The sequence below is a fragment of the Alishewanella jeotgali KCTC 22429 genome (assembly GCF_000245735.1).
In the GTDB taxonomy this organism is placed as follows: domain Bacteria; phylum Pseudomonadota; class Gammaproteobacteria; order Enterobacterales; family Alteromonadaceae; genus Alishewanella; species Alishewanella jeotgali.
Map to the genome: position 1 here is coordinate 41,473 of NZ_AHTH01000037.1, position 15,425 is coordinate 56,897.

The window sequence follows — 15,425 nt, forward strand, 5'->3', positions numbered from 1 at the left end:
CCGAAACATGCTTAGTGTTGTGATTTTAAATATCGCTGTTCAGCCGTCGCATCTAATGCCTGCCCCGCCATTAATTGGTCCAGCATCGGATCCAGCAGCATGGCGGCGCTGGCGGTGTGATAGCCGCCCGCCTGACGGTGCTGTGCCACCGTGATACTGGCCTGTTGCTGCCAGCCGTTTGTGGTACGACAGGCGATGGTTTCGGTAAGCTGCGTTGCACTCTGCAGGCTGACGTAGCGGCAAAACTCTCCGCTGTGATTAATAAAACTCAGTTGCGGCGTTAACTGCTGATCCTGCACCTGCACCTGACGGCCACTTGGCGTGCTATCGAGTGCTACCGCCAGTTGTGCGGCGAAGCTATTGCCACTGTCGGGGAGCCACTGTGCTACGCCATAGCCGGCAAGCAGTGCCACACAAGCGACGGCAGCGGCGTGACGTTGTAGCTGTTGACTGGCGCGGCGCCACCACGGAAAGGGGATCACTTCTGCCGTTTCAGGCGTTGTTGCGCCGTGCAGCAGTGCGGTGATCGCCTCAGGAATAGGCGTTTGCTCAATTTGTCTGGCATGTTGCTGCACCAGCACATCCACCATGGCCAGGCTGGCGAGGCGATCCACTAAGCTTTCATCTTCCAGCAACTGCTGACGCACCAGGGCCATCTCAGCTTCGGATAGGCTGGCATCCAGAAAGCCAGATAACAGTTCATCGGTTAATTGCATGTCAGCCCCCCGGGTAATTTTAACTTGTTGGCGATGGCAAGCCGCGCTCTGGCCAGCCGGCTCATAATAGTCCCAGCCGGAATCGCCAGAACTGAGGCCGCTTCCTGATAGCTCATCCCTTCCACCGCCACCAGCGATAAAACTTCACGCTGCTCGGGCGGTAGCGTATCCAGGGCCTTACCAACCTGAGTCAGCTGAATATCATTTAATAGCTGCGCTTCGCCATCGGTTTCGGTCAGGGTTTCATACTCTATCTGTGGCTGGGCCGTCTGCCTTACGCGCCGGGCGCGGTATTCATCTATCCATAAATTACGGCAAATCCGAAAGGCCCACTGTGCCGCTGGCACACCATCGGGTGTCGGGTGGTCCAGCAAACGGACCAGAGTGTTTTGGGTTAAATCATCGGCATCAGCGCGGCTGCCCGTTAGCGAATAGGCAAAGCGGCGTAAGGCCGGGAGTAGTAATTGTAAGTCAGCTTTGGTCATAAGCGCTCTCCTTTTACCGGGATAACGGCTGAGGTTGACCTTTTATTCCAGCAGCAGGGAATTTTTTTTGACACCAGCCGTTAGCATGATACAAGTTATGCAAGTTAAAGAGGTGTGTTGATGAAAAAAACCTTAGTCGCAGCACTGTTTCTGGCCGGTTTGCCTGCTGTCAGCCCAGGGCAGGTAGTGCGCCCCCCTGAGCTGCCGCCGCCTCTGGTTGATACCTTAAAGCAACCCACCGCCGAGTTGTTGCGGCAAACTGAGCAACTGCAACAACAGCTTGCCGAGCAGCGCTTGCGCGAGCAATTGGCCACGCTGGCGACCTTGCCCGACCCACTGCAGCTACCGGCGGTACAGGACATCCTGACCCTAAGCGGTGAACCACTCTGGCGCGAAGTTGAAGTGGAGCAGGGCTTTCGTGCCATAGAACGCGAGTGGCTATTGTTACTAACCGCAGACGAGTGGCAGGCTTTGCTGCAGCGCTGGCCTGAGCTGGCCGGTTATCTGCAGCGACAACAGCCTTTACCTGCTTTGCAGCTAACGTTAGTGACATTAAAGGTGCCAGCAGCCCTTGATTCGGCGTCTGCATTAGCGCAGCAATTTAGTGCCGAGCTACTGCGTTACAGTGGGCGTAATCATTTGTACCAGCCGCAGCAGCAAGCCAGCACCGCAGCGCCGCAGGCCGCGGCTCAGAGTAAGGCCAGCATGTGCAATTGGCCGGTCAGCCTGGGAATGGTCGATACCGATATTAATACTGAGTTGCCTGCGCTGGCCGTGCAAAGCGGGCACTTTAATCTGGTGGCGCGGCGCTTTTTACCTGAACAGCTGGCAGCCAGTTATGCCCATGGTACGGCGGTGGCCAGTTTGCTGGCGGCGCGCGACCCGGCGATCACGCCGTTATTACCGCAATTAACTTTGTACAGTGCCGCGGCTTTTTATGCCAGCAATGCGGTGCAGCAATCCGCCAGTTTAGAGCACTTACTGACGGCACTGGACTGGCTGGCGAGTCAGCCGCTGCAGGTGATTAACCTCAGTCTGACCGGACCTGATAACCCGGTGCTGGCGTTACTGATCCAACAATTACAGGCCCGCGGACTAAGTTTGGTGGCGGCTGCCGGCAATGGCGGCCCTGCGGCAACCCCTTTATATCCGGCGGCCTATCCGGGAGTGATTGCAGTAACCGCAGTGGCACCGGATATGACTCCCTATCGTTGGGCTAATCAGGGCGACTATATCGATTTCGCCGCCGTCGGGGTAAGAGTAGCAGCACTGACCGCCAATGGTCAGGTGCAGCCACAAAGTGGGACCTCTTTGGCAGCACCCGTCGTCAGTGCTGCGGTGGCTTGCTGGCGGGCCGCACAGCCGCAATTAACGCATCAGCAGGTGTATCAGTTACTGATGCAGCAGGCCCGCGACCTTGGCGAGCCGGGTAAAGATCCGGTAACGGGGCACGGGGTGATCGAACCGCCGCTAGAAACTCAGTTGTAGCGACAGTGAGCCGCGACTTTCGGTGTAATCTGCGCTATCGAGGATGGACTGAAAATCACCGAACTCCAGTTTGCTAATCAGGGCAAAGTGCTCTGACAGCCCCAGTTGCCATTGCAGATCCAGCTGACGTTGCAAGTCGTTACGGGCAGCTGCAGTATTGGCCACACTATGGCTCTGATACTGGCGCCGGGCGACACGGGCGCCAAACTGCAGTTGCTGCGGCAAGGTCCAGGCGGTAAAGCGGGTCGACATTTTCAGTTGCACGGCCGGTGCCTGGTAGCGGAACTCAGTGGCATCGGCGGCCTCCCAATCGTAACGCAGGCCCAGGCTGATAAAGCGCTGACCATCAGCACTAAACCAGAAACTGTCGGCACTAAGGCTACGTGTTTGGGCATCACGGCCATTGATGTTATCGAAACGCTTTTGGCCAAGTGTTAGTGCCGGGCGCAGATACCAGGTATCACTGGCACTGTGCATCGCGTAGACACTGCTTTGGGTTAAGGTTAAAAAGGGAGCAGACGCCAAGCGTGCATCGGCATGGTACAGGTTGATGCCTAAGCTGGTGGCACCCAATTGATACTGGCTGTCTAAAAAGGCCAGCTGCAATCTGAGATTATAGTCGTCCGCATTTTGATACTGTTTATCCTGCAGCGAATAGCCAGCAAACACTTGTAGCTTATCAGTGGCTTGCCAGCTGGCATTGACATCGGCTTCCAGCAAACGGGCATTATCGGAGCGGCCACTGGCCTGGTTTAATTCACTGACATTGACGTTAGATTGATATTCTAACCCCGCCCGCACCTTACCGGAAAAACCCCAGGCCGGTGCGGCGGACTCTGTAGTTTGTGCCGCCAGCGCCGGGGTAAGCAGCAGGCTCAGCAGGGCGGTAGCGGGCAAAGTATGGCGAAAGCATAACATGGGAATACTCCTGCAAAAGCGAGCCCTGCAGCGGGCAGGGCCCGGTGCATATTACAGACCGGTGGTCAGCCGCAGGCTGTTCCGAACGCTGTTCGAGACTTCAGCGTTAACAGCCTGATTGACGTTTTGCAGCACTTCAGCGCTGGCAGCTTGCTGCACCAACTGGTTGGCTGAACCCTGAACCTGCTGTTGCACTGCCTGGCTGACATTCGCAGTAACGGCCCCGGCCGTTTGTTGAGCGGCCTCTGCACTGCCTGACGCCAAACCTTGCACCTGAGAGCTCACCGTCAGCGCATTGGCAACGGTGCTGGCCGCATCAATACTGGCTACCGCCTCGGTTACCGTGGCAGTGGGTAGCTCAGGCAGAGCCGGCTGTGTCATAGCTTTGTCTGCCAGCAGGTCGGTTAAGCCCAGTGCCAGCTCACCTTCACTTTCAGTGTTGGTGTCGGTTGCTGCATCGGCGTTACCGGCAATGGTAGTAGGTACTGCAACGGTTTCTTCATCTGCTGGCTCGGAGTCAGCACCAGGCAGGGTATTGGGTGTGCTGACCGAAGCAGTGGCAGAGGCCTGGGTATTGCTACTTTGGCTAGCTTGCGCATTGGCAGAACCGCTTTGCGCCTGGCCAGCAGATGCAGACATCGCGGTTTGAGCCGATGTTTGAGTGCTGACACTCAGGCTAACATCCGCCAGCGCCAGGGTAGAAAAACAGGCTAAAGCAATTAATGATGGTTTAAATACTGTTTTCATGATCGTTTCCTCTTTTTGTCACACTGACACCGAGGTAACGGATCAAAACACTATTTTATTCCCGTTTTTTTGAAACTTATCCAGACATCTCAGGCAGTGGCATAAGGCATAACTGCCACTGCTCGGGATGAAAGACAATCCTGCTTAACGCAGGGCGCCGGCGTGTGCGGCGCCGCGGAATACGGCGTTGATATACAGCAGGTGCATACCATCGACGTAAGCGCGGAAGTTTGGCTCCTGGGTAAAGGCAATCACCTGGCCACGGCCGTGCGACTGCACCATCACCAGCGGTTTATGCGCTATTTGCTGGCGGTTTTCTTCCCACACAAAGCCACCGGCCAGAAGATCTTTAGGGGCGGCGAAATTAACCACATTGCGGCCATCGTTAATCCGCAGCGGCTGGTAAATATGGTTGCCAACATAGAGGCTGCGTACCTGTTCGGCGATACCGGCGGTTAGCCAATGGTTTTGATCAACCACAGCATTGGCAATAAAGCCCGGCACCCAGTCCGGATCGGCCTGATACGGCTTTAACATCTGCTCGAACTCACGGTATTCCGCCAACACCCGGCCTGGCACTCTTGCTTCGCTGGCAGGTTTATCCTGCTCACTAACCTGATACTCGCGCTTGCTGCTTAGCAGTGGCTTATCGCCTTCCAGCAAATAGCTGGTGGCATTGCCAAGGGTGATCAGTACACCACCACGCTGCACAAACTGGCGTAAATTCTCGCTGCCGACACTCCCCAGTGCCTGCTGATAACTGCCAGCACCTGTCGCCGGTAGAATCAGCACCTGATAACGGCTTAGATCGGCACTGCGTAGCTGCGCCGGGCGAATTGCCGTGACCGGATAACCGATACCACGCTCCAGTACAAAGCGGGCACTGCCGGCACTGAGCGGATTCGTCGGCTCATCCCACAGCATCGCGACATTAATCTTTGGCACAGCCGGCACATTAAAGGAGCCAAAGTTCGGCCCCTCCGTTACCCAGCTGTTATCCAGCCCCTGTACCCTGGCGCCGCTTTGCTGTGCCAGTTGTTGTACCTTGGTGGTTAAGTCAGCCGGATTATCGGCACGGCTTAATACCAGGGTGCCGGCCGGGTAACGCTGACCATTCTGATGCGTAAAGGGCAGATCACTGCTGCGTAGCATTAACCCCTGTTGCAGTGCTGCGCTTAAAAAGCGCGCCGCCGCCATATCGCCCCAAGGCACGACAAAGCCGTAGCGTGCATCCGGGTTACTAACGCTACCGGCGATCAGGGTATCCGGGCCCACCACAGTGGTATTAACCCGCGGTGCCTGATTACAGCGCTGCATTTCCAGGTTATACATCAATGGTAACGACCAGGCGGTAACATCGTAAATCTGATCCGGCAGGTTATTGGCGCGGCGCTGCTCCTGTTTCTCTAAAAAGGCTTTATCCATCGGCACCGTATCATCGAGCAGGGTGCGCATTAAATGGTAGCTCGGCTGATTGGTGCGAATAAGATAACTGCCCGCCTGATAGTCTTTGCCACAGGCACGAAACGCCTGCTGCGCCTGCTCTACTTTAATGCCATGCTGGGTTAGCACGCCCATCAGTTTCTGATGGCCGGCCAGATCGCGCTCGGCAGCAAAGATAAAGCTACGCAGGCCATCTTTTTCGCCCTGTGCCGCCGCAGTTTTGCGGTACTGATAAAAGTTTTGCAGTAAGGTACTGGCCTGCTGGCTGGCGGTTTCCAGCGTGGCTTTAAAGGCGACAAAATTACGCTGAATACCATCGGCAAATGTCAGGATCTGGCCATCCTGCATCCGGTAATGATGGCCGCGTGCTGAGGCCATCTCATAAGTCATCGATACGCTGCCGTAATACAGCGGCCAGCTGGCGCCATAGCCGGGGTAAAAGGCATCGAAAATCTCGCGGGTAAAGTAGTGATAGCCCAGCTCGTCAAACCATTTGGCATTATTCTGGCCCACCTTACTCAGCACCTGGCGCTGGCTGGTCTGAATATGCGGGTTGTAGGGCTCGGCCTCAGGGCTAAAGTAATATCCCATATCGCCGCCCATTTCATGCGAGTCGACAAACAGCAGCGGATACATTTGCTGCAGTGCTTTCACGCGGCTGGCGGTTTCCGGTTGGGTTAACGAAATCCAGTCGCGGTTCATATCAAACAGGTAATGGTTGGTACGGCCATTGGGCCAGGGCTCGTTGTGCTCGGCCGACAACCGATCCGGCGAATGCTCCAGGCCTACTGTGGCATAGTAACGGCTTACAAAACGGTGATGGCCATCCGGGTTTTGCAGCGGGTCGATATAGACCAGGGTGTTGCTTAATATTTGCTGGGTCAGGGCGCTTTGGTCAGCCAGTAAATGATAAGCCAGCGCCATAGCGGCATCGGCCGGGCTAATTTCGTTGCCGTGCAGGCTACCGGCAATCCAGACACTGGCCGGCAGGCTGGCGATCAGCTGTTTGGCTTCTGGCTCACTCAGACTTGCAGGCGCTGCAAGTTTACGCATCCCGGCTTCAATTTTGGCCAGCTGGCTGATATTGCTGCTACTGCCAATTACCGCATAAAATAGTGGCCGGCCCTGCCAGCTTTTGCCATAGTGCACCAGCTTAACCTTCTGCGGATAACGGCTGGCCAGTTGCTCAAAAAAGCGGGATATCGCCGCCGGCTCTGAAATGCGCTCACCAAATTGATGGCCCAGTAATTCCGGCACCGGGCTGATATCCGGCCGGTAATCACTTTGTGGAAAGTACGGCACCGGCTGGGCGGTGCTTATGTCAGCAGCTGAGGCAACACAAGTTAAGGCTGCCAAACTGGCAGTAAGCAAGCTGGTATAAAATAAGCGCATAGGTTCCCGCGAAGTTATCGTGTTTTTTGCTTACCTTAGGCGCAGCAGGGCAGCGGCACAAGAGGCCGCACTGTGGATTGCGACCAGTGGCTGCTGTAAACGGTTAGCAGGTTGTACGGGGTATTAGTGCACTCAGTCGTTAGTTAAGTGTGGTATCAGACTCTCCAGCTCAGCACGCTGTCTTGGCAAAACAGCGAGCTCCAAACCTAATAATTTAAAGTAACTGCGTAAATTATCTAAGCGAGGATTGCCATTATCATTCTCAATGTCACTTACAACTTGCCGGCTAAGTCCGGTAAGCTTACAAACCTGAGTTTGTGACATTTTTAAACCTTGACTCCGCAGTGTTTTGGCAAGCTCGCCTAGCGTAATAGTTCCGGCAAGCATTTGTTTCAATAGAGTGTTTTTTAATGCAAATCTGTCGGCATTACTGGCGTTGTCTCCTTTGGTCGTACTCATTTTAACAATCCCCACTTGTTTAATCGTTGTTCTAGATGTGTAAACCCCATCACAGGCATTTTCAAAATGCTATCTGGAACACCCCTTGCAGCCAAACGGGCTGGCAAGTCTACTAATTGATCGGCGAGTTGGCGTAATGCCTGCTTAAAACCGTCAGGATCGCCGTAGCACTCCAGACGCTCGCATAATTCGAGCCAGGCGATATCACCTGCTTTCTCGATTTGATTGCTCCAATTCGTGGTGCGTACCACAATCTCTGGATCGGCTTTCATAGGTGCAAAGTCGTATATCCAGATAATGTAGATCAGGCTCGTTATCAGACTGCAAGGGGTCGATCCAAACTTCACGCCGCTGGTTAAGCCTCACGAGTAGTTTGGGAGCAGCTCCACCAGCACCGGTTGCGCCACCCGAAACGGCACCTCGTTGGCGTGCATAGGTTAAAAAGTCATGATCACGTTCAACAACGGCGGCTTGCTCAAAGCGCAAATCAGCTAATTGCTCAGACAACGCCGTTATTGATTCTTTCAAGCGTAAATTACCAACGGGGGCGATAGTACCTGATTTTAACAACTCAAGATCCTGTTGAGCGCTGGACGCTTGTTGCAAATTTAACAGATCTAACCAGAGTTTCCGGGCATAGCCCATCGGCATAATATCTTCAAATATCGCCGGCCAACTTTTGAAAGCATGGATATCCATAGGGTTAACAGGGTAAAGTGCTGAAAAGCTTCGTGCCCCGGCTTCATCAAAGTACAAGGCAGCGTAGTCGAACAGAGGCTGTAATGTTACACGACCTAGCCGACCAGCTTCCGGTTTGTCCAGGCTGATATGATAGGCATCATGCCAATGGCCATCGTTAAATGCTTGTAAGGTAAGTTGCATAGAAAATCCTTACCAGTTGGAGGTGGTGTCTAATATAGCCGACAAAAACTGGATTTGTGTAGGTTTTTGTCTGAAATATTAGTCAAAAACCCAAGGTTTTTCTAATTTTGTCTAGCAAGTTAGTCATTGAGTGAGTGTAAACGTAAGTACACCGGAACTTGTCACACCACTATTACTCCAAGTTGCTACTAACGTCAGTAAACGGAGCAAACCTATGTTAAAGGTAAAACCGATGGAAAAAATCTTACAAAGCAGCCGTATTCTGGTGCTACTGACGATAGTGGTTTGTGCTGCCGCCGCTTGCTTGCTGTATCTGAGCAGTGTGGTGATTGTGTATAACATTATTTGGGAAACCCTAAGCCAACTGCCCGATACCGCCGATTTAGGCAAAAGGTTGGCAGTAAAAATGCTGAAAGTACTGGATATCTTACTGATCGCATTAACCTTTCAGATTATTGCCACCGGCCTGTACCGGCTGTTTCTGGGCGATGTGGACAATCTCGACAAAGGCTTACTCAAAGCCATGGATATCAAAAACTTCCATGATCTAAAAATTACCTTGATGCAGGTCGCCAGCGTCATTATGGTGATTCTGTTTCTGGAACAAGCAGTAGAAGTCGGCGCTACGCTGGAAACCCTGTACTTTGGCCTGGCCATCGCCGTAGTGGTGCTGGCCAGTGTATTTGCGGCAAAGCAGATGCGGCATTCTTAATGTGAGCCGGTAAATTTTCCGACAAAGATTGCACTGACTGGGCGTAGCTGCTACAAAGACCTAAAGTAGCAGCGACAACAACGGCTTAGCTATCCTCAATGAGCAAAACTATCGATATTTATCATCAGCAAGCTGAGCTTTTTGCCGCCCAGTATGATGCGCTAAGTTTTGAACAGGTGCATCAGAGTTGGCAAACTTACTGGCCGAAAGAACAATTGGTGCTCGATATCGGTGCCGGCAGTGGCCGAGATGCATTCTGGCTGGCCGCGCAAGGCAATCAGGTTATCGCCGTGGAGCCGGCAGAGGATCTGCGCCGGCTGGGGCAGTTAAAAACCAGTGCCGCGCTGGCTCCCAAAGTGCAATGGCTCTCTGATAGTTTGCCGGAGCTGAAAGCGACCTATCAGCTCAATCTGCGTTTTAATACTATTTTGCTGAGCGCAGTCTGGATGCATATCAGTCCGTCAGAGCGGCAGCGCACCTTTCGAAAAATAGCCAACTTATTGGCCCCTGGCGGCCACTTTGTTCTCAGCTTGCGCTATGGCGACTTTAGCGATCATCGGGCTGCTTATCCGGTTTCGGTAGATGAAATCAATGAGCTGGCCAGCAAATTTGGTTTAGTGCTTAAACATCTCTCCGCGCGAACTGCCGATGCCGGCGGTCGGGTTGATGTTGCATGGCAGACGCTGGTACTGACGCTACCGGATGACGGTAGTGGCAGCCTGAGTAAAGTGCGGCACATTGTAGTTAACGACAACAAATCCTCGACTTACAAGCTGGCGCTATTACGTACCCTGGTGCGGATCGCCGAGGCGCATCCTGGCGCCGTTATTGACCGGCAAGATGGGCAGGTAGGCATTGCACTGGGTTTAGTTGCCTTATATTGGATCCGCTTGTTTAAGCGTCTGGTCGATAGCGATATGCAGCAGAACGCTGATCCGGCGAAAGGCTTAGGTTTCGTAAAGCCGGATGGCTGGGGCAAGCTTGCCAAACTCACCGCTGATGATTTCGCGATCGGTAACTTTTATACCGGTGAGGAAGCTCAGGCGCTGCAACAACTGTTTTCGGATACGCTCAGCACCATAAAGGCGGGGCCTGTTACCTATATCTGGCAGGGCGAGAAGAGTAATACGCTATTCCGGATGGAGCGCCATAAAGTAGCAAAACTCAGCCATCTATTGATTGATCGCGATTTCCTGGCAAGTTTCGGCTGCTTTGTTTTAAGCGAGGATCTCTGGAATTGCTTCCGCCAGTACGGCTGCTGGATTGAGCCGTTACTGGTTCAGCAATGGATTGCCGAGATGCAAAAGTATCAACGTAATGCTGAGCGACAAATCTCTCTCGAAAGCTATCATAACCAGCTGCGTTGGCTGGATCAGCAGCATGATACTCGACTGGTGCGGCAGAAAGTTGCAGGACTGCGTAGCAGCGGTGCTCAGGTATGTAGTGTCTGGAGTGGGACGCCACTCTACAGTTTTGATATTGACCACTGTGTACCCTTTAGCTATTGGCCAAATAATGATCTGTGGAATTTGCTGCCGGCCAGTCAGGCCGAAAATCGCAAAAAGCGCGACCGGCTACCGAGTCAAAGCCGGATGCAGCATTGCGCCAACCATATTCAGGATTGGTGGCGGCAAGCCTGGCAAACCGATGCGGAACAACAACGTTTTTTTATCGAGGCAGGGCTTTCCCTGCCAAATATCAGCCCGGGTTGTCGGGATTTCGCCGAAGTGCTGTATGCGATGCAACTACAAATGGTCGGTATTAAACAACGGCTGCAAGTCGCTGAATGGTAAGCCGCCATATCCTGATCTGGCACAAGCTTAGCGCGACAAAAATACTGGCACTGCCATAGCAGCAGGAGTAGATTAAACTCGATATCGTTTTTGGTGAGTTTTTATGACCGCATCCAAAGCAGTAACCGAAGCCCAGCCTGCCAGTACTTCGAAAACCACTACCACTAGGTGAGCAGGTGGAACAGAGACAAGCGCTATACCGGGTGTATGCGGCTTACCCCACCGAGTTAGCCTTTGCCCGCCAGGCTTGTCAGCGCAGCCTGGGTTACCGGATTGGCGCCCCTGAGTTGCTGCTGCCACTGCAGTTGGAGTATTAAAGTATGTCGGTATTTGTATTATGCGCACCGGACGAGGTGCAGGCAGCGAACCGTTTAGCCGACGCCGCCGGTTTACCGTTAATCAGTTATCAGCTGCATCATTTTCCCGATGCCGAGTTAAAACTTACCCTGCCGCTTGCTGAAGCCGTACCCCGTGAGCTGGTGCTGTACCGAAGCCTGGATAAGCCTAACGATAAACTGGTGGAGCTGCTGCTGATCGCCCGTCATGCCCGGTTACAGGGCGTGCAGAAAATCTGGCTGGTGGCACCTTATCTGGCCTATATGCGGCAGGATATTGCTTTTAATCCGGGTGAAATTGTCAGCCAGAAAATTATCGGCCAGTTTTTAGCCGAGCTGTTTGATGGCGTTATTACTGTCGATCCGCATCTGCACCGTATCAGCGAATTAAGCGAAGCCATTCCACAAGGTGCGGCGATAGCACTCAGTGGTGCGCCGCGTTTGGCCGAGCTGATTGCCAGCAAACATAGTCGGCCGCTGTTAATTGGCCCCGATGCCGAAGCCCTGCAATGGGTGGCGCTGGCGGCTGAGCACATTCATTGTGATTATGCAGTCTGTAACAAGGTGCGGCATGGTGATACGCAGGTTGATATTGCCTTACCCGATATCAGGGTGCAGGGTCGCAATGTGGTGCTAATGGACGATGTCGCCAGCTCCGGCCGTACCCTGGCGGGCGCCTGTAGCAAGTTATTAGCTGCTGGTGCTGCCTCAGTCGATGTGGCCGTTACCCATGCACTCTTTGCCGGCGATGCGCTCGAGGTGATTAAGGCCGCCGGTGTCGGCGAAGTCTGGAGTACCGATTGTATCGCCCATGCCAGCAATGCTATTAGTATGGCGCCGCTGCTGGCAGCAGAACTGAACAAGCTACTTACCCGCTGATCCGATATGGCTTAATGCCGGAATAGAAAAAATGAGTATATTGAGTTACTTCCAGCAACAACGTCTGACTTTACAAAGTGGCACAGCCTTGCCAGCGGCGCAGTCTTTACTGCAGTTAGCCGGGCAGGGTGAGCTTGAGGTGACGCTCAATCCCAAGCCTGATGCCGCTGCCCTGCTGGCGGCGATAGCGCAGGCTTATCAGGATGGCTATGAGCAGCAGGCGTCAACCGAGTTTGAACTACAAGGTATTGCTTTTGCTGGCAGTGGCGATCCTTTGTTGGCTCTGGAGCTGCTATCACAAGTATTACCGGCTTTTAAAGCACAGCGCCATGGCGTGCCGGTTACGCTGGTGACTTATGGCCTGGTGCCGGCTGCAGAGGCAGAGCAGCTATGCCAGCAGTTAGTGGCGCTGGAGGTCGAGCGGCTGGAAATCTATTTGCCGGCCGCGAATCCACCGGCCTATCAACAGGCGGTACAGCCACAGCAATACGGCTTTGCCGAAGTGTGTCAGTTTATCCATACTGCAGCCGAAGCGGGATTACAGGTAAGCTGCTTTGCCTATGCCCCGGTAAAACAGGCCAGTGAAATCCGCGCGCTGGCCAGAGAGCTTGGTGCCAGGGAGTTTGTGGTATTGCAGGCTGATAGCTAAAAAGATACTGCTTTTTGGCCAGGCGCTGAGACAGAAATGGGCTGGAGCCAGCATTATTGTTCATCATTTGCTTAAGTATCATTTTTTTAGATTGATTCAATCGTTTTTAATTATTTTGTCCTTTTTTTCACTTCAACTAGGCTTTACACACTGAGACCCAAGGCGGTGCCGGTATAGGCTGCCGGCTGGGTGTTGACCAGTTTTAATACTTATCAGGTGTTGAACTTGCGCCGGTTTTGGCGCTGTGTAATCCAGAGGTGACAAAAATGCAAAGTAAAAAAGGTCCTATTTTATCGGCTCTCACCCTCGCGGTAACCCTGGCAATGAGTTCAGGTGCTGTCATGGCGAAAGGCAATATGACTGACAACCAGTTCTGGTGGCCAGAGCAATTAAACTTAGCCCCACTGCGCCAACACAGTATTGAGAATAACCCTTACGGCCCCGGCTATAACTATGCCGAACAGTTTAAAACTCTTGATCTGGCAGCAGTTAAAGCAGATATTGAAACTCTGCTAAAAACTTCGCAGGATTGGTGGCCGGCCGACTGGGGACACTACGGTCCCTTTATGATCCGGATGGCGTGGCATAGCGCCGGCGTATACCGGATTTTCGACGGTCGTGGCGGTGCCAACGGTGGTCAGCAACGTTTCGAGCCGTTAAACAGCTGGCCGGATAACGCCAACCTCGACAAAGCCCGTCGTCTGCTGTGGCCAATTAAGCAAAAATACGGCAGCAAAATTTCCTGGGCTGACCTGATGGTATTAACCGGTAACGTGGCGCTGGAATCTATGGGCTTTAAAACCTTTGGTTTTGCCGGTGGCCGTACTGACGACTGGGAAGCAGAAATTGTAAACTGGGGTTCAGAGAAAGAGTGGCTCGACAGCAAACGCTACAACGAAAAAGGCGAGCTGGCAAAGCCAATGGGCGCAACCGAGATGGGCTTAATTTATGTTAACCCGGAAGGTCCGAATGGCGTGCCGGATCCGCTGGCCTCAGCGAAAGAAATTCGCGAAACCTTCGGCCGCATGGCAATGAACGATGAAGAAACGGTAGCGTTAATTGCCGGTGGTCACACCTTTGGTAAGGCACACGGTGCCCACAAGCCGTCTGAGTGTACCGGTAAAGAGCCGGCTGCTGCAGATATTGAAGAGCAGGGTTTAGGCTGGACCAGTAAGTGCGGTAAAGGCCATTCTGAAGACACGGTGACCAGTGGTTTAGAAGGTGCCTGGTCTGCTAACCCAACTGCCTGGACTACGCAATTTCTGGATAACCTGTTTGCGTTTGACTGGGTACAAACTAAGAGCCCGGCCGGTGCGATTCAGTGGATCCCGGCTAACGGTCAGGCTGCAAACTTAGTACCGGATGCACATATCCCAGGTAAACGTCATGCACCTATTATGTTTACCAGCGATATCGCGCTGAAAGAAGATCCAATTTACCGTGAAATTGCGCTGCGCTTTAAAGAAGATCCGAAGCAGTTTGAACTGGCCTTTGCTAAAGCTTGGTTTAAATTAACCCACCGTGATATGGGACCAATGAGCCGCTATTTGGGTGCTGAAGTGCCAAAAGAAGTGTTGATTTGGCAAGATCCGATCCCAGCGGTAGATCACAAGCTGATTGAAAGCCGTGATATTAATGCTCTGAAAGGCAAGCTGCTGTCATCTGGTTTAACGGTGCAGCAACTGGTGAAAACCGCCTGGGCATCAGCTGCCAGCTTCCGTGGTACAGATATGCGTGGTGGTGCTAACGGTGCCCGTTTACGTTTAGAGCCGCAAAAAGACTGGGCCGCCAATGATCCGCAAGAGCTGGCACAAGTGTTAGCTGTGCTGGAGAAAGTACAAACTGACTTTAACAAAACCTTACGTGGTGGCAAGAAAGTCTCTCTGGCCGACGTGATCGTGTTAGGTGGTGCTGCTGCGATTGAGAAAGCGGCGAAAGACGCCGGCTTTAATGTTACCGTGCCCTTTACTCCGGGTCGTACCGATGCAACTCAGGCACAAACTGATGCTGAATCTTTCGCCGTGCTGGAGCCAAAAGCAGATGGTTTCCGTAACTACTATAGCAGCGATGCCATGTATTCACCGGCCGAAGCGCTGGTTGACCGTGCCAACATGCTGACCCTGACAGTACCGGAAATGACCGTTCTGGTAGGTGGTTTACGGGTGCTGGATGTCAACAGCGGCGGCAGCAAGCACGGGGTGTTCACGGATAAACCAGGCCAGTTGACTAACGATTTCTTCGTTAACTTGCTGGATATGTCTACCCGCTGGGCGAAAGCTGAGCAGGAAGGCTTATACGACGGTTTTGACCGCAAGAGTGGTCAGCGTAAGTACACGGCTACGCCGGTTGATCTGGTGTTCGGTTCTCACGCTGAACTGCGTGCCGTAGCCGAGGTGTATGCGGCGAACGATGGTAAAGAGAAGTTTGTTCGCGACTTCGTGGCCGCCTGGAACAAGGTGATGACCTTAGATCGCTTTGATCTGAAGAAGTAAGTTTTAGTTAATAACCAAGCCCCGCCAGTCGGGGC

14 protein-coding genes are annotated in these 15,425 nt (G+C 53.2%); 7 read left to right on the forward strand and 7 right to left on the reverse strand.

The window, feature by feature from the left end; genetic code table 11:
- Positions 1-11: 11 nt before the first annotated feature.
- Both AJE_RS10855 and AJE_RS10860 read right to left on the reverse strand, forming a co-directional pair.
- Positions 12-716 carry an anti-sigma factor gene (locus tag AJE_RS10855; RefSeq protein WP_008609449.1) on the reverse strand — a complete coding sequence of 235 codons (705 nt, stop codon included), beginning with the start codon at positions 714-716 and terminating at the stop codon, positions 12-14.
- Positions 707-1,201, reverse strand: coding sequence for an RNA polymerase sigma factor (locus tag AJE_RS10860; RefSeq protein ID WP_008609448.1), 495 nt, complete (start codon positions 1,199-1,201; stop codon positions 707-709). Before AJE_RS10860 ends, AJE_RS10855 begins: the two co-directional genes overlap by 10 nt.
- Positions 1,202-1,321: 120 nt before the next feature.
- On the opposite strand from AJE_RS10860, the gene AJE_RS10865 reads away from it, so the two are divergent.
- Positions 1,322-2,689, forward strand: a complete 1,368-nt coding sequence (locus AJE_RS10865) for a S8 family serine peptidase (protein ID WP_008609447.1) — start codon at positions 1,322-1,324, stop codon at positions 2,687-2,689.
- Here the strand turns inward: AJE_RS10865 and AJE_RS10870 are convergent.
- The 5 genes from AJE_RS10870 to AJE_RS10890 all read right to left on the reverse strand — a co-directional run bounded on the left by AJE_RS10870 (position 2,672) and on the right by AJE_RS10890 (position 8,530).
- On the reverse strand, positions 2,672-3,607 hold the full coding sequence (locus tag AJE_RS10870; RefSeq protein ID WP_008950882.1) for a surface lipoprotein assembly modifier: 936 nt from the start codon (positions 3,605-3,607) through the stop codon (positions 2,672-2,674). The two genes, AJE_RS10865 and AJE_RS10870, sit on opposite strands and share 18 nt — an antisense overlap.
- Positions 3,608-3,658: 51 nt before the next feature.
- Positions 3,659-4,354: a hypothetical protein gene (locus AJE_RS10875; RefSeq protein ID WP_008950883.1), complete on the reverse strand. Its 696-nt coding sequence runs from the start codon at positions 4,352-4,354 to the stop codon at positions 3,659-3,661.
- Between the two features lie 144 nt (positions 4,355-4,498).
- Positions 4,499-7,189 (reverse strand): M14 family metallopeptidase, encoded by a 2,691-nt coding sequence (locus tag AJE_RS10880; RefSeq protein ID WP_008950884.1) that lies wholly within the window; start codon positions 7,187-7,189, stop codon positions 4,499-4,501.
- A gap of 132 nt (positions 7,190-7,321) precedes the next feature.
- Positions 7,322-7,648: a helix-turn-helix domain-containing protein gene (locus AJE_RS10885; protein WP_008950885.1), complete on the reverse strand. Its 327-nt coding sequence runs from the start codon at positions 7,646-7,648 to the stop codon at positions 7,322-7,324.
- A 204-nt stretch (positions 7,649-7,852) separates the two neighbouring features.
- The gene (locus tag AJE_RS10890) at positions 7,853-8,530 is read right to left on the reverse strand and encodes a HipA N-terminal domain-containing protein (RefSeq protein WP_050858391.1); all 678 of its coding nucleotides are present in this window, start codon (positions 8,528-8,530) and stop codon (positions 7,853-7,855) included.
- Between the two features lie 214 nt (positions 8,531-8,744).
- Here AJE_RS10890 and AJE_RS10895 point away from each other — a divergent pair, with 214 nt between their 5' ends.
- The 6 genes from AJE_RS10895 to katG all read left to right on the forward strand — a co-directional run bounded on the left by AJE_RS10895 (position 8,745) and on the right by katG (position 15,390).
- Entirely contained in the window at positions 8,745-9,242 is a 498-nt protein-coding gene (locus AJE_RS10895) for a YqhA family protein (RefSeq protein ID WP_008950886.1), read from the forward strand.
- A gap of 98 nt (positions 9,243-9,340) precedes the next feature.
- On the forward strand, positions 9,341-11,035 hold the full coding sequence (locus tag AJE_RS10900) for a class I SAM-dependent methyltransferase (RefSeq protein WP_008609440.1): 1,695 nt from the start codon (positions 9,341-9,343) through the stop codon (positions 11,033-11,035).
- 176 nt (positions 11,036-11,211) lie between these two features.
- On the forward strand, positions 11,212-11,352 hold the full coding sequence (locus AJE_RS18560) for a hypothetical protein (RefSeq protein ID WP_008609439.1): 141 nt from the start codon (positions 11,212-11,214) through the stop codon (positions 11,350-11,352).
- Between the two features lie 3 nt (positions 11,353-11,355).
- Entirely contained in the window at positions 11,356-12,249 is an 894-nt protein-coding gene (locus AJE_RS10905; RefSeq protein WP_008950887.1) for a ribose-phosphate diphosphokinase, read from the forward strand.
- A gap of 31 nt (positions 12,250-12,280) precedes the next feature.
- Complete coding sequence (locus tag AJE_RS10910; protein WP_008950888.1) at positions 12,281-12,898, forward strand: TatD family hydrolase; 618 nt, start codon at positions 12,281-12,283, stop codon at positions 12,896-12,898.
- 266 nt (positions 12,899-13,164) lie between these two features.
- Entirely contained in the window at positions 13,165-15,390 is a 2,226-nt protein-coding gene (katG, locus tag AJE_RS10915; protein WP_008950889.1) for a catalase/peroxidase HPI, read from the forward strand.
- Positions 15,391-15,425: the final 35 nt, after the last annotated feature.